Genomic DNA, 22,959 nt, shown 5'->3' with positions numbered 1-22,959 from the left:
AACAAGCCTACTATACGACATGGGTGGGGTTTTATACAGTATTTTTTGTTATGCCTAATAATTCAGAGGCTGAATTACTACCTGATAACAGTGTTTTGGTACAGCCGTCATACGCCACAGCACCTTCATGAATCACTAGCGTTCTTGGGGCGATTTGTAGTGCATCTTCAATATTATGCGATACCATGACCAGTGTGATATCTCGTGATTGGCAGATCTCATCAAGGAGTAATAGCATCTCATTGCGTAAGGCGGGATCGAGAGCTGAAAAAGGTTCATCCAATAAGAGGATTGGCTGCTGGCGGATCAAACAGCGAGCCAGTGCAGCCCGCTGGCGTTGCCCCCCTGATAATTGGGCGGGTAACCTATCAAGAAACTCATCGAGGCTAACTTGCGTAGCAATTAATTCAACCTGTTGTATTTGTTCTCGGCTTAACCGCAGCCCCGGATGTAACCCTAATCCAATGTTTTGTCTGACCGTTAAATGAGCAAATAGGTTATTTTCCTGAAATAACATCGAAACTGGGCGTTTGGCAGGAGGCGTGAAGGTATGATCAGCCCCTGCTAGCTGAATTGAGCCGCTTTTGGCAAATTGAAAGCCACTAATAAGGCTAAGCAGTGTACTTTTGCCCGCACCGCTAGGCCCCATTACAGCAACGCGCTCGCCTACTTTGATGGAGAAATCAAATTGCATATTCAGGTTATCATATTGATAATCAATGTTATTTAACTTTATCATAATCTTTTCCTGATATACGTTCGAGTAGGCTAAATAAAGTAAAACATAATAAAAGGAGTAACATCGCTGTTACGGCACCGTCATTTGTTCGATAAGCCCCTATTTGCTGATAAAGGTAATAAGGGAGAGTACGAAAATCTTCATTACCGAATAACGCCACGACCCCAAAGTCACCAATAGAAATAACGCAAGCAAAAGCGAGAGCTTGAGCGAGGGGCTTTTTTAACGCTTTTAATTCAATGATCCGTAATCGATTGAAGCCACCAATCGCTAGTGATTGGCAAAGAGGGTTGTAGCGTTCAGCCAGATCCCGCATTGGGTTTTCTAAGACTTTTAATGCATAAGGGATGGCAAGTAGGGCATTAGTCAATATGATTAACGCATAGGGCGATTCAGGAATACCAATCGTTTCATTAAAGAGAATAAAAAAACCAGTCGCAAGTACGATGCCAGGCATGGCTAAAATCACAAGCCCACTTAATTCCATCGCTTGCCCTAATTTTATTGCATGGCGTAAGCGTAATTCGCGGCTACTCCATAACAGCATCATGGTGAGCAAGACACACAATAGGCCAGCACATAACGCGATAAATAGCGATGTGGAAGCGGCTTGCCAAAGCGCGGATTGGTTAAGAACATCCAACAAACGGCCATTAACCCCATCAGCAATAATTGCGAGCAGGGGCGGAAGCAGCAGCAAAATAGCGGCGGTGATCACAAGGGCATCTCGTACTCGGCGAAAAATATTGTCTGCGGGATCATACCAATGATTGTGTTGGCTATGACCAATAGAAAACAAACTGTTTATTTTCTGACTGAGAAACATTAATCCAACACAGAAAAATAACTGGATGAGCGCCAAAATTGCAGCACGCCCCGGATCAAAGTCGTAATTAAGAGCTTGATAAATAGCCAGTTCAATCGTCGTTGCTGCGGGGCCACCACCAAGAGCAAGAACCGTTGCAAAGCTGGCAAAACAGAGCATGAAAATTAACGCTGCGGTAGGTAGCATCTGTCTACGCAAATATGGCCACTCTAAAATACGAAATTGTTGCCACTCATTAAGTCCGAGTTGTGCTGCAATTTGCCGCTGCTCTATTGATATACTTTCGAGCGATTGCAGCAACATACGAGTAGCAAGTGGCATATTAAAGAAAATGTGGGCAAGTAAGATCCCCTTTAGGCCATAAGGGGTGAATTGGTATTCGATACCGACCAACTGAAAGAGTGATGAGAGCCAGCCTGTTTTTCCATAAACAGATAAAATACCAAAAACAGCGACAAGGACGGGTAAAACAAGCGTCATTGCACAGAGGCGTAAAAATAGCGTTCTACCGGGGAAGCGGCGTCGATAGAGCGCTCTGGCAAGGAGAATGGCTGGCAGTACAGAGAACAGCGCTGATAAAAAGGCTTGCCAAAAAGTAAAGCCGATCACATGCCATAAGTAGCGGTCGCTAAAAATCTCACTCCATGAAGTTTCAGGCGAAAAAAGCCACAGTGCACCAAAAGCCAATAGTGCAACAGACACTAATAAACCAGAGGCCAAAGCCCCCGGTATAAGTGATAAATTAATTAACGACTGGCGGCGGATTGCCATAAACGGACCCATGACTGACGTTCTTTGGCAACTTCTTGTGCACTAAATTGCAGTGATTTTTTAGGCACAGGAAGGACGTTATAAACTTCAGGGAGTGGTGTATCAATGACAGGATACATCCAATTAGTCGTAGGGAGTGTATTTTGGAATTCAGGCGTTAACATAAATTGTAAAAACTGCTTTGCCAGCTCAGGTTGCGAGCTATTTTTCAATCTTGCTGCAACTTCCACTTGCATATAGTGCCCTTCATCAAATAAGGCAGCCGCATAATTATCTTTATTATCATTGAGTATTTGATAACCCGGCGATGAAGTGTAGCTAAGTACAAAGTCACCTTCGCCCTTGAGGAATAAGCCATAGGACTCACTCCAACCTTTTGTCACTGTTAGGGTTTTATTCGCTATTTTTTGCCACGCATCGGCAGATTTATCGCCATAGAGTTTTTCAATCCACAGCATTAAGCCTAAGCCGGGTGTGCTGGTTCGAGGGTCTTGGTAAATAATTTTCCATGGCTGCTCACTATTGAGTAGCTCATTCATGCTTTTGGGTGGGTTTTTGATTTTATCTGTGTCATAGATAAACGCAAAATAACCATAGTCATACGGGATAAAAGTTGAATTATTCCACTCAATAGGTAATTTCATTGCATCAGTATTGATCTCTGCTGGCGCAAATAACCCTGTGTTCTCGGCAGAATCTATCAAGTTATTATCTAGCCCTAACACGATGTCCGCTTTACTTTTTTTCCCTTCCATACGTAAACGATTGAGAAGAGCGACACCATCTCCTAACGAAACGAGCTTAAGTTCACAATGACATTGTTTTTCGAAATTTTTTTTAATTTGTGGCCCAGGTCCCCATTCGGCAGCAAATGAGTCATAGGTGTAAACGGTTAAAGTCGGCTTTTCTGCCCATGCTATATGGGTAATACCGAGAGCAGTAAGTGCAAAGAGTGACTGAAGGAGCGATTTTTTAAACATGTTTTTTCCTGCGTTAGAGAGAAAGCACACAGGATTTGAGAGGGCACCATAACAAATTATGTTGATGGTAGCTCAAATCCCTACGCCGGCATTGCCCGGATCAGGTTCTACGGGTTAATTCTCAGCCTAAATAATGTTTGGCACCCCGTTGAGATAGACGCTATTGTAGTGTCTTTACTCATATCTGCAAACTCTATTGATATAGGTTTACCAGTTAGGGTATGTGTGAAACAATTAGTTATCTTTCAAATTTGGTTATTGAGGTAGTCTGGTGATCGATGATGATGGCTACCGCCCGAATGTAGGAATTGTAATTTGTAATCGGCAAGGGCAGGTTTTATGGGCCCGCCGCTATGGTCAACATTCATGGCAATTTCCTCAGGGAGGAATCAACCCAGGGGAATCGCCAGAACAGGCTATGTACCGTGAATTGTTCGAAGAGGTTGGCCTACAACGTAAAGATGTTAGGTTGTTAGCTTCAACTCGCAATTGGTTGCGTTACAAATTACCCAAGCGTTTGGTGCGTTGGGACACAAAACCTGTTTGTATCGGGCAGAAACAGCGTTGGTTTTTACTACAACTTCAATGCAATGAAGCAGATATAAACGTTCAGCGCAGTAAATCGCCAGAATTTGATGGCTGGCGATGGGTCAGTTATTGGTACCCTGTGAGGCAAGTGGTCTCTTTCAAACGGGAAGTGTATCGCCGTGTTATGAAAGAATTTGCACCTGTTGTCATGTCATTACAGGAACAAAAGCCAGTACAAAGACCTGCATTCACTCATCGTAGGCGTGGAGCGAGATAATATCATGTTGACGCGTCTACGTGAGATTGTTGAAAAAGTTGCCATGGCGACAAGTTTAACCGGAGCGTTAGAAGTTTTGGTCAATGAAACTTGTCATGCCATGCAGACTGACGTTTGTTCAATTTATTTGGCAGACCACTCACGTCAATGCTATTACCTAATGGCAACCCGCGGGTTAAAAAAGCCTAGCGGTGTTGCTATTCGCCTTGGTTTTGATGAGGGAGTCGTTGGTGCGGTTGGACGCCAGTCTGAGATGTTGAATCTTGCAGATATCCGTGAACATCCCGAATTTAAATACCTTCCCCAATTAAAAGAAGAGCGATTGAAAGCCTTTTTAGGTGTCCCTATCGTATATCGTCGTCAATTACTTGGGGTGTTAGTCGTTCAACAACGTGAGCGACGTTTCTTTAGCGAAACCGAAGAATCTTTTATGGTGACGCTATCCATGCAATTAGCCGTAATATTGTCGCAAGCGCAAACCAAAGGGGTGTTTGGTCAATATAGGCAAAGCCGTATTAAAGCCATTTCAGTTTCTCAGGGAATTGTCATGGCATATGGCTGGCAAGATAGCTCACAACCATCATTCGACAGTATTTGTGAGGCGTGTGCCTTAGACCAAAATGCGGAAAAACAGCGTTTAATAACTGCGATAGAAAATGCCGCCTCAGAATGCCGCCGTATCAGCAAACGTTTTATTGCAAACTCCCAAAAAGAGAGTGCTGCGATTTTCGACCTCTACAATCATCTACTCCATGACCCTCAACTAAAAAAACGCTTATTTTCCGCAATCGAACAAGGCTCAATGGCGGAGTGGGCGGTTAAAATCGTTATTGAAGACTATGTTGAGCAGTTTTCACGCTTACGTGATCTCTACCTTCGCGAAAGAGGAGCCGATCTACGCGCGTTAGGACAGCGTTTGCTATTCCATCTGGATGACAGCTTGACTTCAATGGATCAGTGGCCTGAACGTTTTATTTTAGTGGCGGACGAATTGAGCGCGAGTTTGTTAGCTGAAATGCCATTAGAGCAACTTGCAGGTGTTATCGTGCGAGATGGCGCGACACACTCTCATTCGGCTATTTTGATACGGGCAATGGGGATCCCCGCGATAATGGGGGCGGATATTGACCCTTCATTGCTTCACAACCGCTTTTTGATCCTTGATGGTTATCGTGGTGAAATTTTCATAGAGCCTGAAAATATTGTTGCTCAGGAATATAAACAAATTATTGCAGAGGAAGATGTACTGAGTCGGCTCGCTGAAGGTGCACTTGAGCAGGAATCAGAGTTAAAAAATGGCGAGCGCGTACATATCCATCTGAATGCAGGTTTAAGCCCCCGTTATGAACAGCAGATCAATGTCGCTGTTGATGGTGTTGGGTTATACCGCACAGAACTCCCTTTTATGCTTCATAATGGCTTCCCGTCAGAGGATGAGCAGAAGCAGTTATACCAAGAGATTTTACAGTTATTTGCCGATAAGCCTGTGGTATTGAGGACATTAGACATTGGTGCAGATAAGCAATTACCTTATATGCCAATCAATGAAGAAAACCCATGCTTAGGTTGGCGAGGCATTCGCGTGATGCTAGATCAGCCAGAAATTTTCTTAATCCAACTTAGAGCTATGCTACATGCAAATGTTGCAACACAAAACTTGCGCATATTACTGCCGATGATCACGAGTATCAATGAGGTGGATGAAGCGATCACATTGATTAAGCGGGCAAAAGAAGAAGTAAGTTTAGCAACGGGGCAAACCGTTCCTATGCCGGAAATTGGGGTAATGCTTGAAGTTCCGTCTTTACTGTTTCTTTTTCCTGAGTTAAAAAAACGGATAGATTTTATCTCAATTGGAACGAATGATCTGACGCAATATTTACTTGCAGTTGACCGCAACAATACGCATGTTGCCACCATTTATGACAACCTCCATCCTTCAATGATCCGTTTTTTAGCAAAAGTTCATGAAGAGTGTCAACGGGTTGGGATATCAGTCAGTGTTTGCGGTGAAATGGCGGGGCAACCCCTTGGGGTGATGGCGTTAATTGCATTAGGCTATCGTTCCTTAAGTATGAGTGGAAGAAGCGTACCAAGAGTGAAGTATCTTATTCGAGGGCTACAGCCTGAAAAAGTTGAGCAGCTAGTGCCTGAGCTTTTAACTGCGGAAACAAGCGACAGTATTAGGCAAATAATAAGTCTATTTATGGAGAAAAATGGGCTTGGTGGCTTTGCTCGAGGCGGGATCTAATCTGCCTTATTCACCTGCGTATGAGCTATGCTATGATGCGCTATGATTTTAGATTAACAAATAAAGTGGGGAACGATGAGTAACAGCTACTTAGCATTTCCGGAAATTGATCCCGTAATGTTCTCAATTGGGCCAGTATCACTACACTGGTATGGTTTTATGTATCTTGTAGGGTTTGTTTTCGCATTGTGGCTTGCTAGCCGCCGTGCAAGCAAACCAAATAGCGGTTGGACAAAAAATGAGGTTGAGAACTTACTCTATATTGGCTTTGTAGGTGTCTTTGTCGGTGGAAGACTCGGCTATGTTTTCTTCTACAACCTTCCTGTATTTTTAGATGACCCCCTTTATTTATTTAAGGTTTGGGATGGCGGCATGTCGTTCCATGGCGGCTTAATTGGTGTTATTTGTGCAATGATGTGGTTTGCGCATCGTACACGCCGTCGTTTTTTGCAAGTTTCAGATTTTGTTGCTCCACTGATCCCATTTGGTCTTGGCATGGGGCGGATAGGTAACTTTATTAATGGTGAGTTGTGGGGGCGTGTAACACTTGATACCCCATGGGCATTTTTATTCCCTAATTCCCGTAGTGAAGATATTCAACTTGCGGCACAAGACCCTTCATTAATCCCTATTCTAGAGCAGTATGGCGTGCTTCCTCGCCACCCATCTCAACTTTATGAGATGTTTTTAGAAGGCGTTGTGTTATTCCTTATCCTTAACTTATTTGTCCGTAAACCTCGCCCAATGGGCAGTGTTTCAGGTTTATTCTTAATTGGTTATGGTGCATTCCGCATTATCGTTGAGTTCTTTAGGCAGCCTGATGCTCAGCTAGGCTTATTCAGTGGGATCAGTATGGGCCAAATTTTATCAATACCGATGATTATTATTGGTGTGTTGATGATCATTTGGGCATATAAGTATGGTAAAAATGTTCCCGCACATAAGCCTGATAATAAAGAGCAGCAGCCAAGTAAATAAATCAATATAGGGTTGTCATACTCCAAGTAGTTAGGTTGTCGGCTAAGTTTCCTCACATTAGCCACAACCTGAATGGTTGATTTATTTGCCGCCAAGCGGTACTTCGCGTTAGTTAAAATCTATTAATATTATAAGGTTACAGTTATCGGCAATTTTGTAGCCTATTGAGTAAGAGAGTGATTATGAAGCAGTATCTTGAGTTATGTCAGCGCATCATTGATGAAGGCCAGTGGGTTGAAAATAAACGTACGGGGGTACGTTGTTTAACTGTGATTAATGCTGATCTGGAATATGATGTTGCGAATAACCAGTTTCCATTAATCACGACCCGAAAAAGCTTTTATAAGGCAGCTATTGCCGAGCTATTAGGCTACCTACGTGGCTATGATAGCGCTGCTCAGTTTCGTGAAATTGGCTGTAATACATGGAATGCTAATGCCAATGAAAACCAAGCATGGCTAAATAATCCCCATCGAAAAGGTGAAGATGATATGGGGCGTGTATACGGTGTCCAAGGTCGCTCTTGGCAACGTCCTGATGGCTCACACCTTGATCAGCTTAAAAAGGTAGTTAATAACCTAAAAAATGGTATTGATGACCGCGCTGAAATCATTACTTTTTATAACCCCGGTGAATTTGAAATGGGGTGTCTGCGTCCTTGCATGCACACCCATACATTTTCATTATTAGGTGATACCCTCCATTTGACCTCTTATCAACGTAGTTGTGATGTACCACTAGGTTTAAACTTTAACCAAGTGCAGTGCTTTGTATTATTGGCATTAATGGCACGAATTACGGGTCATAAAGCAGGTAAGGCGTACCATAAAATTGTGAATGCGCATATTTATGAAAACCAATTGCCATTGATGCGTGATGTACAGTTGAAGCGTGAACCTTTCCCTTTGCCTTCATTATCGATAAACCCTCAAATTAAAACGTTGGAAGATATTGAAACTTGGGTTAGCACTGATGACTTCACCCTAGAGGGGTATCAGTGCCACGAAGCTATCAAGTATCCATTTACGGTATAACGCAACCTAGAGATACGTTGATAAACCAAGGCGTATGGTCATTTTGAACCGCGCCTTGGTTTTTTTTACCTTTTCCGAATTCAGTTTGTTACCTCTTTTTTTCGCCCTCATCATTTTTTGCGAAGCGCTTCCTAAAATAACGAAACAGCTATTATGAATTTCATGATAGTTTGCGAAAGGCTATGTAGAGTGAACTAATCACGCTGTTTTTATTTGCCATCGTCGACAATATTAAGTGCACATTTTGCGAAGATAATGGCGGCGATATATGGAAATTCGAATAGTGAAAGGAGAGAAAGGCTTCACGCTCATTGAGCTTTTAGTGGTGTTATTTATTTGTTCTTTAGCTTTGTTGCCCGCGTTATATAACTGGCAGCAACAACAGCAAAAGTTACGCTTAATTGATGCTGCACGGCAGGTTACCGTATTTATTTACCGTCATTTGATGGAGAGTGTTTATTTAAATCGACATCGCATTTTATCGATAGCACTCTCTCAAGGAGAATGGACGTTAAGCATCAAAGAGGCCGGAGCTAGAAAATCCATTGCAGCATTAGCATCGACCCAATTTGAAGGCATTGAAATTAAAACGGCTTCTCGTTTATCTGTTGATTTTTATGGGAAGCAAGGGACTAGCCACTCTTTTCGTCTTGAATTGAAAAATGATTTTGGGCAGATCACGGTATTCATGTCAGCGATGGGGCGGATCAGGGTGTGTAGCAATGATAAACTGACTGGAATTCCGCGTTGTTGAGTTTCTCTTATGAAAATCAATGAACAACACGGTTTTTCCTTAGTTGAAACATTGATAGCAATGGCTATCAGTAGCTTAGTTTGTCTTGCTGCCATTGCTGTTCTCCCGAATTTGTTTAAACAGACTCACCAATCTTATATTCAGTATCAGGTGGATAGGGAGGTTAGGCAGGTGCTTATTAATATGGAAAAGGATTTTAGGCGTATTGGCTATTGTAGTAGTTTCTCTTGCCAAGGAGAGCCTATCAAGATCGGTGCTAAATTTTTAGGTCGTCACCCTAATTCCTGCATTATTTTCGCTTACGACCAAAATTTATCAGGTACATGGAGACCTGTCAGAGGCAGAAATAAGGAGTCTGATTTTTTTGGTTACCGGCTCAATGATAGAAAATTAGAGTCAAACCGTAATGTGATGGATTGTGATGGCAATCGGTGGTTATCCTTGTTTGACCCCTTAATGATTAAAGTGAATTCAATGAGATTTACTTGGGATCAATCACAATCAATACTTGAAATGAGCCTTGATATTGAAAGCCCTCATTTGCCTCACAAAGTGCTGCATTATCGTACCGCTGTTTTGCTGAGAAACTTACGATGAGGCGAGTTAGGGAGCAAAGAGGAAACATTGCGTTAGTCATGGTCATTGTGTTGATGACTATGGGGTTATTATTATTAAAAACCTTACATTTTTATCAAGATAATGCCCGTGATGAGTTTTTTCGTGAAAAAAACTATATCGAAGCTTTTAACCAAGCAGAATCAGCGCTAGCGTGGGGGTTAAAGCAATCTTGGCGGTTAACGACGTACAGAGGGGCAAATTGGCAATGCCAACGACCACCAACTCAAACGTGGGTGAGCTGTATTAAACATTATAAGAGTGGGCAGTTTGTTTTATCGGGCAAAGGTCTATATAAAGGGCGGCACTATGTGACGGTTTATCGTTGGGTCGCGCCTATCTCTAAAACCCAAAAAGTCAGGCCACGTATAAAAGGTTGGTTGGATTATTGCCCTGTTAATCAAAAAGGATTTTGTTCATGAGGTCGCCCACCAGTCAACAGGAAGGTTTCGCATTAATAGAATCAATGATCGCCCTCGTTGTTTTTGCTATTTTGTTAATTGCTCTGTTAAACTACAGCCAATATATTACCTTGAATTTCAATTGGATATTTCATAATTCAATAGCATTAAGAGAGTTACAGAGCAATTTGGAACGCACAACGGTGGGTGTGGTGCCCATCCCTGAAAATTCAGGGGGTATGTACCCCGATTGGCAGCTAAGCTCACAGACATTCACCGTATTAGATGGTTGTCGTGATATCAAAGTAACCCTATCAACGACTAGGCAAGCACTTTCTCTAAACCGCTGGTTTTGTAGAACAGGAGATAACAATGTTTCAGGTTTATCATTCTAATCAGTTAGAGCTGTTAAAGGAACTGATAGCTCACTTAATGGAGAATGAGCCTCTTTCTCACCCGTTCGAACAAGAGATAATCTTGGTACAAAGCCCCGGTATGTCTCAATGGTTACAGATAGAATTAGCAAAACGCTTCGGAATAGCAGCGAATATTTATTATCCATTACCGGCAACCTTTATTTGGGATATGTTTCGACGGGTATTACCGGATATACCAAAAGAGAGCGCTTACACTAAGCAGGCGATGACATGGAAGTTGATGAAAATCTTACCTGAAGTGATCGATGAAGATGAATTTGAGCCACTACGCCATTACCTTCATAATGACTTAGATAAACGTAAGCTACATCAACTTGCTGGGCGTGTCGCGGATCTATTTGACCAATATTTAGTATATCGGCCTCAGTGGATTGAAAAATGGCAACAAAATGAGCTTATTGATGGTTTAGGAACCAATCAGCTATGGCAGAAACGGTTATGGCTACGGTTAGTTGCTTATACTGACTCTCTTGGGCAATCCCCATGGCACCGAGCGAATCTTTATCAGAGCTTTATCGATAAATTGTCCACCACTCAGGGCGTACGAGATGCTCTACCAAAACGCATTTTTATTTGCGGTATCTCTTCATTACCACCTGTTTACCTGCAAGCATTGAATGCCATTGCAGAACACACAGATATCCATTTAATGTTTACTAACCCTTGCCGCTACTATTGGGGGGATATCCATAGCCACGCTTTTCTCGCAAAACTTCAAAAAAGAAAACTGCATCATTATATTGATAAGCATGAAATATCACGTTTTAAAATAGATGAGCATGCTCAAGGGTTATTTAATGCAGAGGGAGAGCAAGAGTTAGCGAACCCACTGCTGGCATCATGGGGAAAATTGGGGAGAGATAACCTCTATTTTATTTCACAAATCGATGGTGCAAATGAAATTTCAGCATTTGTGGATACCGCTCGTAGTTGTTTACTAGAGCATTTGCAGCAAGACATTTTAGATCTCGAAAACCATGCTCAGCTAGGAACCACATTAACGGATTACAATACAAGTCAAAATAAGCGGGTATTAACCTTATCTGATCAATCCGTCACATTTCATTCTTGCCACAGTGCTCAAAGGGAAGTGGAAGTTTTACAAGACAAATTATTGGCGCTGTTTGAACAAGACCCCTCATTGACCCCGAGGGATATCATTGTGATGGTTTCGGATATTGATAGTTATACTCCATTTATCCAAGCCGTCTTTGGTAATACCGCGTCTAAGCGATATATCCCGTTTTCTATTTCAGATAGAAAAGCCTTACAAGCACACCCAATCTTACAGGCATTTATACTGTTACTCGACCTGCCTCAAAGCCGTTTTTCAACGGAGCAAGTACTCACATTACTTGAGGTCTCTGCTTTTGCTGCACGCTTTGATATTGATGAAAGGGAATTAGGCTTGTTACGCAGGTGGGTTAATGAGTCAGGTATCCGCTGGGGATTGGATGATGATAACGTTCGCGCTTTATCGCTTCCAGTGATAGGGCAAAATACCTGGGAGTTTGGTTTAAGTCGCATGCTGTTAGGTTATGCGATGGACAGTCGATATGGCCCTTGGCATGATGTTCTACCGTATGATGAGAGTAGTGGTTTAGCTGCTCAATTAGCAGGTAAACTCGCTTTATTAGTGAATACACTAAAAGAATGGCGAACCTTACTAGACGTTGAAAGAACTCTTGATGAGTGGAAAGAGGTTTGCCAGCAGCTAATTGACAGCTTCTTTCACGTTGACGGAGATGCTGAGTTAGTACTTACTCTTGTTACAGAGCAGTGGCATAAAATTATCCAAAATGCGCAGGGCTCTGGCTATGATGAACAGGTGCCTTTACGCTTAATTCGGGATGAATTGGCAGTCTGTTTCGATGAAGAGAAGATCAGCCAACGCTTTTTAGCGGGAGCTATCAATTTTTGTACACTAATGCCTATGCGTTCAGTGCCCTTTAAGGTGGTCTGCTTGCTAGGCATGAATGATGGTATCTATCCTCGAACAATTCCGCCATTAGGGTTCGATTTAATGGCAGAAAAACCAGCTAGAGGGGATAGGAAGCGTAGGGATGATGACCGTTATCTGTTTTTGGAAGCATTGAATTCAGCTGCACAACAGCTCTATATCAGTTATATCGGCTTATCTATCCAGGATAATCAGGTGTGTAACCCATCGGTATTGGTTACCGAGTTGTTAGATTATATTTGCCAGAGTTTCTGTCTGGAAGGCGATGAAGCCCTTAATATTGATGACAGCGCGATAAAATTAAAAGAGCATTTGGTGTTCCAACACAATAGAGTGCCATTTGCGAAAGAAAACTTTATAGCTAATTCACCCTATCAAAGCTTTGCGAGTGAGTGGTTACCAGCGGCCAAAACAACTTTTCAAGGGAACAAATCATTTATCTCTACCTTGGATGAACGAGAGCCAGTGACCGATATTTCGATTGAACAACTGTTACGCTTCTATCGGCACCCAATTAGGGCTTTTTTCCAGCAGCGCTTAAAAATTCATTTTACGATTGAAGAAACAGAGCTACCAGAAGATGAACCTTTTATTCTGGATAGGTTACAGCGCTATAAAGTGAATGAGCGACTTTTAGCCTTACTCATTAAAGATGAGAATCCGGCACCTTTATATCAGGCATTAAGGGCGGCGGGGCAGTTACCCGCAAAACAATTTGGTCAGCTTTTTTGGGAGCAGCAAGTTAAGGATATTGCGCCACTTGCGGAGAAGATTAAAGAGCAAAATGCACAACTATTTGATCACGTTATTGATATTCAAATTAATGGCATCAAAATTAATGGGGTATTAAAGAATATTCATGAAAAAGGGGTGTTGCGCTATCGGCCTGCCTATTTAACCGCAAATGATGGCGTTCAGCTGTGGGTTGAACACTTATTATTTAATTTTGCTATCGCTGAAGGTGAGAGTATCGCGCTTGGTAGAGAGAATAGCATTTGGCACTTTTCTAGTGTAAAACAAGACGATGCGAAAAAATACTTAGAGCAATTAATCACAGGTTACTGTGATGGGCTAAATTCACCACTATTATTGTTAAATCAAAGCGGTTGGAACTGGTTGTCCGCTTGCTTTGATAAAAAGAGCAAACAGTATGACTTTGTTTCTGAGGAGATTCAGCAAAAAGCACTGTTCGCATTAATGCAAAGTCTTCAAGGTTCTTCAATGAAAAGAGGTGAAATGGAAGACGATTATGTTTTACGAGTTTGTAGAAACATCGATCAGAACTTAATTCAGGCGCTGTTGGAAAATACTCAGCGTTACCTTCTGCCAATGGCAGAACATTTAAAATAAAAAGGGGAGCATTAAAGGATGCTACGTTTATCCAAAAGTATCGCTCAATTTTTCTTGTTGTTGGCCTTAGTGGCTTGGGGGGGAGCGGTAGCCGCACAACCCCTTTGGCAAGTTTTACCTGAGACTATCAATAAGAGTGAAAATGACCCAAGAATTTATCAAGCCATCAAGTTAAATAATGGCATGGTTGTTCTATTGGTGTCCGATCCTAAAGCGACAAAGTCATTAGCGGCGGTATCCATTCCTGTTGGAAGTCTAGAAAATCCAGATAGTCAATTGGGGTTAGCGCACTATTTAGAACACATGGTGTTGATGGGATCTAAAAAATATCCAGAACCAAGCAGTTTGTCTGAGTTTTTGCAAAAACACGGTGGTAGTCATAATGCAAGTACTGCCGCTCATCGTACTGCTTATTATTTGGAAGTTGAAAATAGTGCACTTCAACAAGCAACCGATCGATTGGCTGATGCATTGGCAGATCCATTGCTCGACCCAACTAATGCAGACAGAGAGCGTAATGCGGTCAATGCTGAACTGACGATGGCGCGCTCCCGTGATGGCATGCGGTTATGGCAGGTTCGTTCGGAAACGTTAAATCCTCAGCATCCGAACTCACGTTTTTCCGGTGGAAACTTAGAGACGCTACAAGATAAACCGAACAGTAAATTACAAGCAGAGCTGGTGGGTTTTTATAAGCAATACTACTCTGCAAATTTGATGAATGGTGTGCTTTATGGCGACCAGTCTATAGAGTCATTGGCTAAAATAGCAGCAGAAACCTTTGGACGCATCCCAGATCGTCAAGTCACTGCACCATCGACAGATGTGCCAGCCGTTACAGATAACGAAAAGGGGATCATCATTCACTATGTTCCCGCTCAGCCACAAAAAGCAATTCAGCTTGAGTTTAGTATAAAAAACAATATGGCTGACTTTCGTAGTAAAAGTGATGAGTATATTGGTTACCTAATTGGGAATCGCAGCCCAGGTACGCTTGCTGATTGGTTAATATCTCAAGGGCTTGCCGAAGGGATCAGTGCGTCATCAACACCAAATGCAGATCGCAATGATGGTGTTTTCTCAATTTATATTACGTTAACCGATAAAGGGTTAGCAGAGCGCGATCAGATTATTGCGGCTGTTTTCTCTTATATCGATTTACTGAAAAAAGACGGTATTAATAAAAATTATTTTGAAGAAATTGCCAATGTACTGAATCTCTCTTTTCGTTATGGCTCCATTGTCAGAGATATGAATTACATTGAGTGGTTATCAGACCAAATGATCAATGTACCAGTGAAGCATGTACTGGACTCAGATTATATTGCTGACAAGTATGATCCTGCTGCCATTAAGGCTCGTCTATCTGAATTAACGGCAAAAGATGCGAGGATTTGGTTTATTAGCCCGGATGAGCCTCATAACAAAAAAGCTTACTTTGTGAATGCACCTTATCAGGTTGATAAAATTACAGAAAAGCAGTTAGCACAATGGGATAAATTGGAATCTAAAATGAAATTTAGATTGCCTGAATTAAACCCATACATTCCTGATAACTTGTCATTAATTAAGGTTGATAAGACATATAAGCACCCAGAGCTTATCTATCAAACAGATAACACTCGAGTGCTCTATATGCCTAGCCAATATTTCGCGGACGAACCGAAGGCAACAATTAATTTATCTCTTAGAACGAAAGAGGGGATGCAGGATGCTAAATCGCAAGTGACAGGCGCGTTACTGCAATATATCGCTTCTTTAAAAATGGATGAATTGCAATACCAAGCATCCGTTGCTGGGATGTCTGTTTCTGTTTCCCAAGGACTTGGCTTACAGTTTAATGCGAGTGGTTATACACAGCATTTACCTGAGTTGTTTTTATCAATGACCAAGCTTTATGTCAGCTTTGAACCTACCGAAAGGGAACTGGCTCAGGCGAAATCTTGGTATCAGGAGCAAATTAAAGTTGCTAATAATGCCAAAGCTTATGAATTAGCGATGCAACCACTGCGTCGTATCGATACCGTACCTTATTTTGAGCAAGAAGAACGGTTATCAGTGCTTGATAGCATTTCGCTAAAAGATATTACAGATTATCGTAGCAAAGTTGTGGATAGTGCAGCGCTACAGGCGATGGTTATTGGTAATTTAACCGATAAACAAAGTGTGAAAGTGATCCAAGATGCCCAAAAGTTACTTAAGAGCAAAGGAACAAATTGGTGGCGTGGTGATATCGTCGTTGTTGATAAACCATATTTAGCGGATTTCCATCACCAAGCTCAAAGTACAGATAACGCTTTGGCAGAGATATTTATCCCTGAAGGTTACAGCCGTATTGAAGGGGCGGTATTGTCTGGCCTTCTGTCTAATATCATTCAGCCTTGGTTTTACGATCAACTAAGAACAAATGAGCAACTTGGGTATGCGGTTTTTGCTTTCAAAGTTGGGTTAGGTGACCAGTGGGGAATTGGTTTCTTATTGCAAAGTAACGCAAAAACACCGGACTACTTGAACTCTCGTTACCAAGAGTTTTATCAAGTTGCACTCGATAAGCTGAACAAACTGCCAGCCCAAGAGTTTGAACAGTATAAACAATCGATTATTACTGAAATGAAACAACCTCCACAAACTTTCTATGAAGAGGTTGGACGTTATTCTTCAGACTTTAACCGCAATATTTTTACGTTCGATACCCGAGAGAAAGTACTCGCGTTATTTGAGAAAGTGACTCAGCAGCAAGTGATTGAGTACTACCAAAAAGCGGTGATGAAACGTCAAGGGTTAGCGTTGGCATCTCAAGTTATTGGTCAAGATGTCAATGAAAAAACAGGATATGCACCACTAAAAGGCTGGGTGTTCTATCCGAATGCGTCAGAATTTCAAAAAATCTTGCCAGTTAAGGAAGATGCGAAGTGAGTAAAATGCAGATAAGTTCCCAATTGTTAGATGCTTTTTCGTTACCATTACAAGGCCAACGGTTAATTGAAGCCTCTGCGGGTACAGGCAAAACCTATACGATAGGGATACTCTATCTGCGTTTACTATTAGGGTTAGGGGGGGAGAATGCTTTCCCCCGACCTCTTACAGTTGAAGAAATTCTCGTAGTGACATTTACAGAAGCCGCAACTAATGAATTACGAGGGCGTATACGTGAGCGAATTCATAAAATGCGCCTTGCTTGTATCCGTGATGGGGTCGGTTTCGAAAAAGAGCCGGAATATTTAGAGCTACTCTCGCAAATTCCAACACCAGAGCAACGTGAGTTTGCCATAAATTGGTTACTTACCGCTGAGCGTCAAATGGATGAAGCTGCGATTTATACCATTCATGGCTTTTGTCAGAGAATGTTAGTTCACAATGCTTTTGAATCAGGCGTTTTATTTGAACAGACGATGATCCAAGATGAACTTCCGATTCAAAAGCAAGCTTGTGCTGATTTTTGGCGGCGTCATTTCTATCCACTCGATTATTCAATGGCAAAAGTTGTTTTGTCACAATGGAATAGTCCGGAAGCACTACTGGCGGATATTAAGCCTTTTTTACAAGGTGATATGCCATACATAGTTAATGAAACGCCAAATAAAGAAACCTTTGAAGAGCGTCACCAGCGTTTAATCGAACTCATTACTCAAGTGAAGTCTTTATGGCTAGCAGGGTGCTCTGAGATTGAAAAACGGATTGTTAGCTCAGATGTTGATAAACGTAGTTATAGCTCACGCTTTTTACCGAGCTGGTTAGATAAAATGGCACGCTGGGCAGAGGAAGAAACACAAGATTACCAACTGCCAAAAGAAATTATTCGGTTTTCGCAAGCTGCCTTACATGATAAATCGAAAAGTGGCTCAGGCCCTGAGCACGAGGTATTCGCGCTCATTGATGAACTTCTTTCGCAATCCCTAACCATTAAAGATCTGATTATTCCCGTTGCCATAACAGAAGTTAGGCAAAACATTGCCCGAGAAAAACACAGTAGAGGCGAAATGGGGTTTGATGATTTGCTCACTCGCTTAGATAACGCATTAAAAAAGCAGGGCGGAGATTACTTAGCTAAAGCCATTAGCCAGCGTTTCCCTGTTGCGATGATTGATGAGTTTCAGGATACCGACCCTCAACAATATCGTATTTTTCAGCGGATTTATCATGAGGTTGAAAATAGTGCATTGTTATTTATTGGTGACCCTAAACAAGCTATTTATGCGTTTCGCGGCGCTGATATTTTTACTTACATTGCAGCGAAAAAGCAGGTTAGTGCTCACTATACACTAGAAACTAACCATCGCTCCTCCGAGCAAATGGTTGAAGCTGTTAACCGTATTTTTAGCCATTGCGAAAAACCTTTTATTTTTGAGCAGATCCCATTTAACCCTGTCAACTTTGCAGCCAAAAATGCGGGCAAGATATTAAAGCATCATGGTCAAGCAGTAAAAGCGCTAACATTTTGGCAAATTGATGCAGAAGCGGTTTCTATTGCTGATTATGAGCAAACAATGGCATCACAATGCGCCGCACAGATCAGTCAATGGTTACAAGGGGGAGCTGAGGGAACAAGCTTATTTCAGCATAGTGATGGAAAACAACATCCGGTTTCTGCGGCTGATATTACAGTCTTGGTGAGAAGCCGACGTGAAGCAACACTGATCCGTGATGCGCTCAATCAGTTGGGTATCCCATCTGTCTTCCTATCGAATAGAGAAAGTGTTTTTGCGACCCAAGAAGCGCGTGACCTTTTATGGATCTTACAAGCGGTACTGTCGCCAGAAAAAGAGCGTATTTTACGTAGTGCACTAGCAACGGGAACTTTAGGGCTAAACGCCAAAGAGATTGATGCGCTAAATTACGATGAAAAGGCATGGGAAGCGCTGGTGGATGAGTTTTCTCAATACGCGCTAATTTGGCGTAAGCGCGGGGTTCTGCCGATGCTTCGGGTTCTGATGGCGGAGCGCCATATTGCAGAATCATTGCTTTCTGCCGTGGAAGGTGAACGTCGTTTAATGGATTTGATGCATATTGGTGAACTGCTTCAAGAGATGTCTCTTCAATTAGAAGGTGAGCACACATTAGTGCGTTGGTTAACACAGCAAATTGCTCATCCTGATCATCAATCGAACGCACAGCAAATGCGTTTAGAAAGTGATAAACACCTAGTTCAAATCAGTACCATCCACAAATCAAAAGGCCTTGAATACAAGATTGTTTGGCTGCCATTTGCGAGTAATTTTTTACCACAATCAAAGGCGCTGTACCATGACAGGGAGAATTACGGCACTCATTTAGACTTAGATGATAGTGAAGAGAACGTTGCGCTTGCGGATGAAGAGCGTTTGGCGGAAGACTTACGGCTACTCTATGTTGCCTTAACACGTGCAATCTATCATTGTAGTGTTGGTATTGCGCCAATAATTAAAGGTAACCGCAAGAAAAGTGGTGAAACCGACCTACACTTATCTGCTTTGGGGTATTTAATTCAAAAGGGGGAAGCGGGGGATTTTAGCTTACTCAATAAAGGATTAGCAGAGCTTGCCGGTACAGCGATTAGTGTGGAGCGCATTGAGTATACAGAATCTATCTCAATGTCTTTTGATCAAGATGATAATGAGTCATTGTCAGCTAGGGATATTACTCGCTTCTTTGACTACCATTGGAGAGTAACCAGTTATTCAGGGTTGAGCTATAGCAGTGGTCATAGTGGCAGTGGTAATGAGCAAGCGATAAGTGCTGAGCAGCTTGCGACCTCACTGGCACCTAAAATAGATGTGGAAGCTAGCTTAGATGCCACTTTACCAGAAATCGATGAATTTACGTTGACACCACATCTGTTTCCCCGCGGAACTGCACCGGGAACTTTTCTTCATGAACTTATGGAAGAAATGGACTTTTCACAAGAGATCCCCCTTGAATGGTTAGTTGAGAAATTGCAAGGAGCAGGGTTTGATACCAAATGGGCTGACATGTTACAGGCATGGTTGGCGGCTATTGTGGATGCGCCACTGGCAGATGATGGTTTATGCTTGTCTGCATTAGCGCCTCAAGATATGTTAGATGAACTACAGTTTTATCTTCCTATTGATAACTTGCTTCAAGCTGAAGATGTTGATCGCATTACTCATCGATATGATCCGCTATCTGCGGCTTGCCCTCCGCTTAATTTTGAAAAAGTACAAGGTATTTTAAAAGGGTTTATCGATTTAACGTTTTTATGGAAAGGGAAATTTTATCTCCTTGATTATAAATCAAATTACCTCGGTGATGATGCGGCTAGCTATACGCAATCTGCGATGGCTGAAGCGATGATTGACCACCGTTATGATCTTCAATATCAATTATATTCATTAGCGCTGCATCGTTACCTTAAACAGCGATTACCTAACTATCAGTATGATGTTCATTTTGGTGGCGTCTATTACCTCTTTCTTCGTGGCATTGATCGGGTAGAGTCAAAAAATGGTATTTTTTATTATCGGCCAGAAAAGGCATTTATCGACGAACTGGACCAACTATTTCGTAACGCACAAGAGGGAAGTGAGCCATGATGAAAGCGCTGTTTAATAAAGCGCTCGAAGCGCGATTATTCACTCCCCTTGATATCCAGTTTGCTTATAACATTACACAAGAGCAAAACCCAACATTATTACTGCTTACCGCATTATTGAGTGCTGAGACGATGGCGGGGCATGTCTGCTTGTCATTATCTGATTTCAGTCAGGAAAAACTGTTTGCAGGGCGCCATCCTGAACTTGCAGACGAATTTTGGCACGCAATAGGTACACCTGATCCAGAAACCATTTATTACCTAGTTAAAAATGCCCCTTTTGTCTGCCTAGCGGGGGAAAGTGAATTATCCCCCTTGGTGTTATCGGGGGAGTTTTTATATTTTCAGCGGCTATGGCAATATGAGCAAAGTGTTTCAGACTACTTTTCACACACCGGACTACCTCAATATGATGCTCTGCGCATTAAAGGAATATTAGACGCTCTTTTCCCGCAAAGTGATGAAATTGACTGGCAAAAAATAGCTGCCGCAGTGGCTGTCACTAGCCGAGTTTCCGTGATTTCAGGGGGGCCTGGCACGGGGAAAACAACCACAGTTGCTCGAATTTTAGCGGCATTGGTTAAATTGGCTGTAGAGAATAAACAACGTATTCAAATTGAATTAGCAGCGCCGACAGGTAAAGCTGCGGCACGTTTAACAGAGTCGTTGGGGGCAGCACTCGATGACTTGTCATTGACCGATGAAGAGCGATATATGTTGCCTAATCAGGCAAAAACACTGCATAGGCTATTAGGGGCACAACCTGAAAGCCAGCAATTCCGCTATCACCGCGATAATTTATTAACATTGGATATTTTGATTGTTGACGAGGCTTCCATGGTGGATTTACCCATGATGGGTAAATTAATCGAAGCCTTGCCAGTAAATGCCAAATTGATCTTTTTAGGGGATAAAGATCAATTAGCATCCGTCGAAGCGGGGGCTGTACTTGGAGATATTTGCCAATTTGCGGATCAAGGATATAGCCCCCAACGTGCCCAAGAATTGGCTCAACTGACAGGATACGCACTCGATCACTTTACATCAAATACAGGCCCTTTGATCAGAGATAGCCTCTGCCTACTGCGTAAAAGTTACCGTTTTTCGGCTTCTTCGGGTATCGGGCAGCTTGCTTTTGCGGTTAATGATGGAGATACCAAGCGTGCTGAAAAGTTATTAAACAGCACATTAAATGACGTGCATACTTATTTACAAGAAAGTGAGGATGATTATGCACAGATGTTGATAGCGGCATCTAATTTCTATCGAGATTATCTTCTATCAGTAAAAGCTAGACAGGATCCGGCTGAGATTTTATTTAAATTTAATCAATTTCGTTTGTTGACAGCTTTGAGAGATGGCCCATATGGTGTAACAGGGATAAACGAAAAATTAGAAAAACTGCTTCATCGACAGGGGCTTATTCATCGGCCATTAAACCAAATAAATAAACATTATGCAGGTAGGCCAATTATGATCAGCCGAAATGATAGTCCATTAGGGCTATTTAATGGCGATATAGGGATAATCCTGCCTGATGAAGAAGGGGCACTTAGAGCTTATTTTCAGTATCCCGATGGCTCAATTAAGGGGATCCAACCTAATCGGTTGCCTTTACATGAAACAGCATATGCAATGACTGTACATAAATCACAAGGTTCAGAGTTTGCTCATACCGCCTTAGTACTACCGAAGGTATATTCACCAGTCGTCACTCGAGAGCTTGTGTATACTGCAATAACTCGCGCCAAAAAAGAACTTTCTTTGTATTGCACGATTAAGATTTTACGCCGTGCCATTGAGACACCGACGAAACGACGTAGTGGCTTAGCAATACAGCTCATGAATGTAAAATAAACGTAGTAGCCTTGGCTACATAATTAGACTTAAATGCAAAAGGTAATAATATGGATACCCAGCCAACAACGACGGCAATAACAGTCACACTTAAAGCGAGAATTCAGCCAGAAAGACGTGCAGACTTAGAAGATGCCTTTATGCATGTTATGCAAAGTATGGAAAAAGATATTCATGTGACAGGTGGTGGCACGTTACTTTCAGACAATGGTGAAATTGATGAGTGTGATATTGAGTTATCTGTTGCAGAGGCGAATGATGAAAATATCAGCTTAATTATTCAATTGTTTTCATCCATGTTGGCGCCGAAAGGATCACGTTTAGTTATTCATGGTGAAGACATTGTGATTGAATTTGGTGATGAAGAAGGGTTAGCCCTTTATTTAAATGGTACTGATTTGCCCGACGAAGTTTATGAAAATAGCGATATTAACGATATTTTCGATAAATTAGACGAGGCTGTAGAAGATATTGGTGCGATCCATGGTGTGTGGGAAGGCCCTACAGAAACAGCGTTCTATTTCTATGGCGCATCATTTGCCGAAATGTCATCACTGCTACAACCTTTAATCGATAGCATACCGCTATGCCAAAAATCAAGAGTGGTACAAATCGCCTAGGTTGATTGACTAACCTGACAGTAAGTAAATTGTCAGGTTAGTCGAGCTAAAG

16 protein-coding genes and 1 riboswitch are annotated in these 22,959 nt (G+C 42.0%); of the genes, 13 read left to right on the top strand and 3 right to left on the bottom strand.

The features are described from left to right. Positions 1-31: 31 nt before the first annotated feature. From thiQ to thiB, 3 genes are read right to left on the bottom strand one after another with little or no spacing between them, the layout of a single operon-like run. On the bottom strand, positions 32-739 hold the full coding sequence (thiQ, locus tag M1E93_RS15295) for a thiamine ABC transporter ATP-binding protein ThiQ (protein WP_004924979.1): 708 nt from the start codon (positions 737-739) through the stop codon (positions 32-34). Then, a complete protein-coding gene (gene thiP, locus M1E93_RS15290) occupies positions 723-2,336 on the bottom strand; it encodes a thiamine/thiamine pyrophosphate ABC transporter permease ThiP (protein ID WP_004924976.1) in 1,614 nt (537 codons plus the stop codon). Before thiP ends, thiQ begins: the two co-directional genes overlap by 17 nt. Further along, entirely contained in the window at positions 2,312-3,316 is a 1,005-nt protein-coding gene (gene thiB / locus M1E93_RS15285; RefSeq protein ID WP_104873261.1) for a thiamine ABC transporter substrate binding subunit, read from the bottom strand. The genes thiP and thiB overlap by 25 nt, the downstream gene beginning before the upstream one ends. 59 nt (positions 3,317-3,375) lie before the next feature. Continuing rightward, a riboswitch (TPP riboswitch) is annotated at positions 3,376-3,474 on the bottom strand. A 113-nt stretch (positions 3,475-3,587) separates the two neighbouring features. Between thiB and rppH the strand changes: the two genes are divergently transcribed. The 13 genes from rppH (at position 3,588) to M1E93_RS15220 (ending at position 22,907) form a co-directional block, all read left to right on the top strand. Beyond that, on the top strand, positions 3,588-4,121 hold the full coding sequence (gene rppH, locus M1E93_RS15280; RefSeq protein ID WP_004924973.1) for an RNA pyrophosphohydrolase: 534 nt from the start codon (positions 3,588-3,590) through the stop codon (positions 4,119-4,121). A 4-nt stretch (positions 4,122-4,125) separates the two neighbouring features. Then, on the top strand, positions 4,126-6,372 hold the full coding sequence (gene ptsP / locus M1E93_RS15275; protein WP_004924971.1) for a phosphoenolpyruvate--protein phosphotransferase: 2,247 nt from the start codon (positions 4,126-4,128) through the stop codon (positions 6,370-6,372). 75 nt (positions 6,373-6,447) lie between these two features. Beyond that, positions 6,448-7,350: a prolipoprotein diacylglyceryl transferase gene (lgt, locus tag M1E93_RS15270; RefSeq protein ID WP_004924969.1), complete on the top strand. Its 903-nt coding sequence runs from the start codon at positions 6,448-6,450 to the stop codon at positions 7,348-7,350. A gap of 182 nt (positions 7,351-7,532) precedes the next feature. Continuing rightward, complete coding sequence (locus M1E93_RS15265) at positions 7,533-8,384, top strand: thymidylate synthase (protein ID WP_004924967.1); 852 nt, start codon at positions 7,533-7,535, stop codon at positions 8,382-8,384. A gap of 268 nt (positions 8,385-8,652) precedes the next feature. After that, positions 8,653-9,138 carry a prepilin-type N-terminal cleavage/methylation domain-containing protein gene (locus tag M1E93_RS15260; protein WP_004924961.1) on the top strand — a complete coding sequence of 162 codons (486 nt, stop codon included), beginning with the start codon at positions 8,653-8,655 and terminating at the stop codon, positions 9,136-9,138. A gap of 9 nt (positions 9,139-9,147) precedes the next feature. Further along, complete coding sequence (locus M1E93_RS15255; RefSeq protein WP_004924958.1) at positions 9,148-9,735, top strand: prepilin peptidase-dependent protein; 588 nt, start codon at positions 9,148-9,150, stop codon at positions 9,733-9,735. Beyond that, a complete protein-coding gene (locus M1E93_RS15250; protein WP_060561235.1) occupies positions 9,732-10,175 on the top strand; it encodes a YgdB family protein in 444 nt (147 codons plus the stop codon). Before M1E93_RS15255 ends, M1E93_RS15250 begins: the two co-directional genes overlap by 4 nt. Continuing rightward, positions 10,172-10,549 carry a prepilin-type N-terminal cleavage/methylation domain-containing protein gene (locus tag M1E93_RS15245; protein WP_004924951.1) on the top strand — a complete coding sequence of 126 codons (378 nt, stop codon included), beginning with the start codon at positions 10,172-10,174 and terminating at the stop codon, positions 10,547-10,549. The genes M1E93_RS15250 and M1E93_RS15245 overlap by 4 nt, the downstream gene beginning before the upstream one ends. Continuing rightward, a complete protein-coding gene (recC, locus tag M1E93_RS15240; RefSeq protein ID WP_104873262.1) occupies positions 10,527-13,901 on the top strand; it encodes an exodeoxyribonuclease V subunit gamma in 3,375 nt (1,124 codons plus the stop codon). The genes M1E93_RS15245 and recC overlap by 23 nt, the downstream gene beginning before the upstream one ends. An 18-nt stretch (positions 13,902-13,919) precedes the next feature. After that, positions 13,920-16,817 (top strand): pitrilysin, encoded by a 2,898-nt coding sequence (ptrA, locus tag M1E93_RS15235; RefSeq protein WP_104873263.1) that lies wholly within the window; start codon positions 13,920-13,922, stop codon positions 16,815-16,817. Positions 16,818-16,822: 5 nt separating this feature from the next. After that, complete coding sequence (gene recB / locus M1E93_RS15230; protein WP_174822175.1) at positions 16,823-20,431, top strand: exodeoxyribonuclease V subunit beta; 3,609 nt, start codon at positions 16,823-16,825, stop codon at positions 20,429-20,431. After that, positions 20,431-22,287: an exodeoxyribonuclease V subunit alpha gene (recD, locus tag M1E93_RS15225; protein ID WP_169342218.1), complete on the top strand. Its 1,857-nt coding sequence runs from the start codon at positions 20,431-20,433 to the stop codon at positions 22,285-22,287. Before recB ends, recD begins: the two co-directional genes overlap by 1 nt. Positions 22,288-22,337: 50 nt before the next feature. Next, complete coding sequence (locus M1E93_RS15220) at positions 22,338-22,907, top strand: hypothetical protein (protein WP_004924935.1); 570 nt, start codon at positions 22,338-22,340, stop codon at positions 22,905-22,907. Positions 22,908-22,959 lie beyond the last annotated feature (52 nt).

The sequence above is a fragment of the Providencia sp. PROV272 genome, from assembly GCF_049901975.1.
GTDB lineage: Bacteria > Pseudomonadota > Gammaproteobacteria > Enterobacterales > Enterobacteriaceae > Providencia > Providencia stuartii.
This window is presented reverse-complemented; position numbering and strand designations above follow the sequence as displayed.

Excerpts from the sequence above, each read along its gene's own strand:
- thiQ (WP_004924979.1), bottom strand. The coding sequence starts at position 739 with ATGATAAAGTTAAATAACATTGATTATCAATATGATAACCTGAATATG.
- thiP (WP_004924976.1), bottom strand. The coding sequence starts at position 2,336 with ATGGCAATCCGCCGCCAGTCGTTAATTAATTTATCACTTATACCGGGG.
- thiB (WP_104873261.1), bottom strand. The coding sequence starts at position 3,316 with ATGTTTAAAAAATCGCTCCTTCAGTCACTCTTTGCACTTACTGCTCTC.
- ptsP (WP_004924971.1), top strand. The coding sequence starts at position 4,126 with ATGTTGACGCGTCTACGTGAGATTGTTGAAAAAGTTGCCATGGCGACA.
- lgt (WP_004924969.1), top strand. The coding sequence starts at position 6,448 with ATGAGTAACAGCTACTTAGCATTTCCGGAAATTGATCCCGTAATGTTC.
- M1E93_RS15265 (WP_004924967.1), top strand. The coding sequence starts at position 7,533 with ATGAAGCAGTATCTTGAGTTATGTCAGCGCATCATTGATGAAGGCCAG.
- M1E93_RS15260 (WP_004924961.1), top strand. The coding sequence starts at position 8,653 with ATGGAAATTCGAATAGTGAAAGGAGAGAAAGGCTTCACGCTCATTGAG.
- M1E93_RS15255 (WP_004924958.1), top strand. The coding sequence starts at position 9,148 with ATGAAAATCAATGAACAACACGGTTTTTCCTTAGTTGAAACATTGATA.
- M1E93_RS15250 (WP_060561235.1), top strand. The coding sequence starts at position 9,732 with ATGAGGCGAGTTAGGGAGCAAAGAGGAAACATTGCGTTAGTCATGGTC.
- M1E93_RS15245 (WP_004924951.1), top strand. The coding sequence starts at position 10,172 with ATGAGGTCGCCCACCAGTCAACAGGAAGGTTTCGCATTAATAGAATCA.
- recC (WP_104873262.1), top strand. The coding sequence starts at position 10,527 with ATGTTTCAGGTTTATCATTCTAATCAGTTAGAGCTGTTAAAGGAACTG.
- ptrA (WP_104873263.1), top strand. The coding sequence starts at position 13,920 with ATGCTACGTTTATCCAAAAGTATCGCTCAATTTTTCTTGTTGTTGGCC.
- recB (WP_174822175.1), top strand. The coding sequence starts at position 16,823 with ATGCAGATAAGTTCCCAATTGTTAGATGCTTTTTCGTTACCATTACAA.
- recD (WP_169342218.1), top strand. The coding sequence starts at position 20,431 with ATGAAAGCGCTGTTTAATAAAGCGCTCGAAGCGCGATTATTCACTCCC.
- M1E93_RS15220 (WP_004924935.1), top strand. The coding sequence starts at position 22,338 with ATGGATACCCAGCCAACAACGACGGCAATAACAGTCACACTTAAAGCG.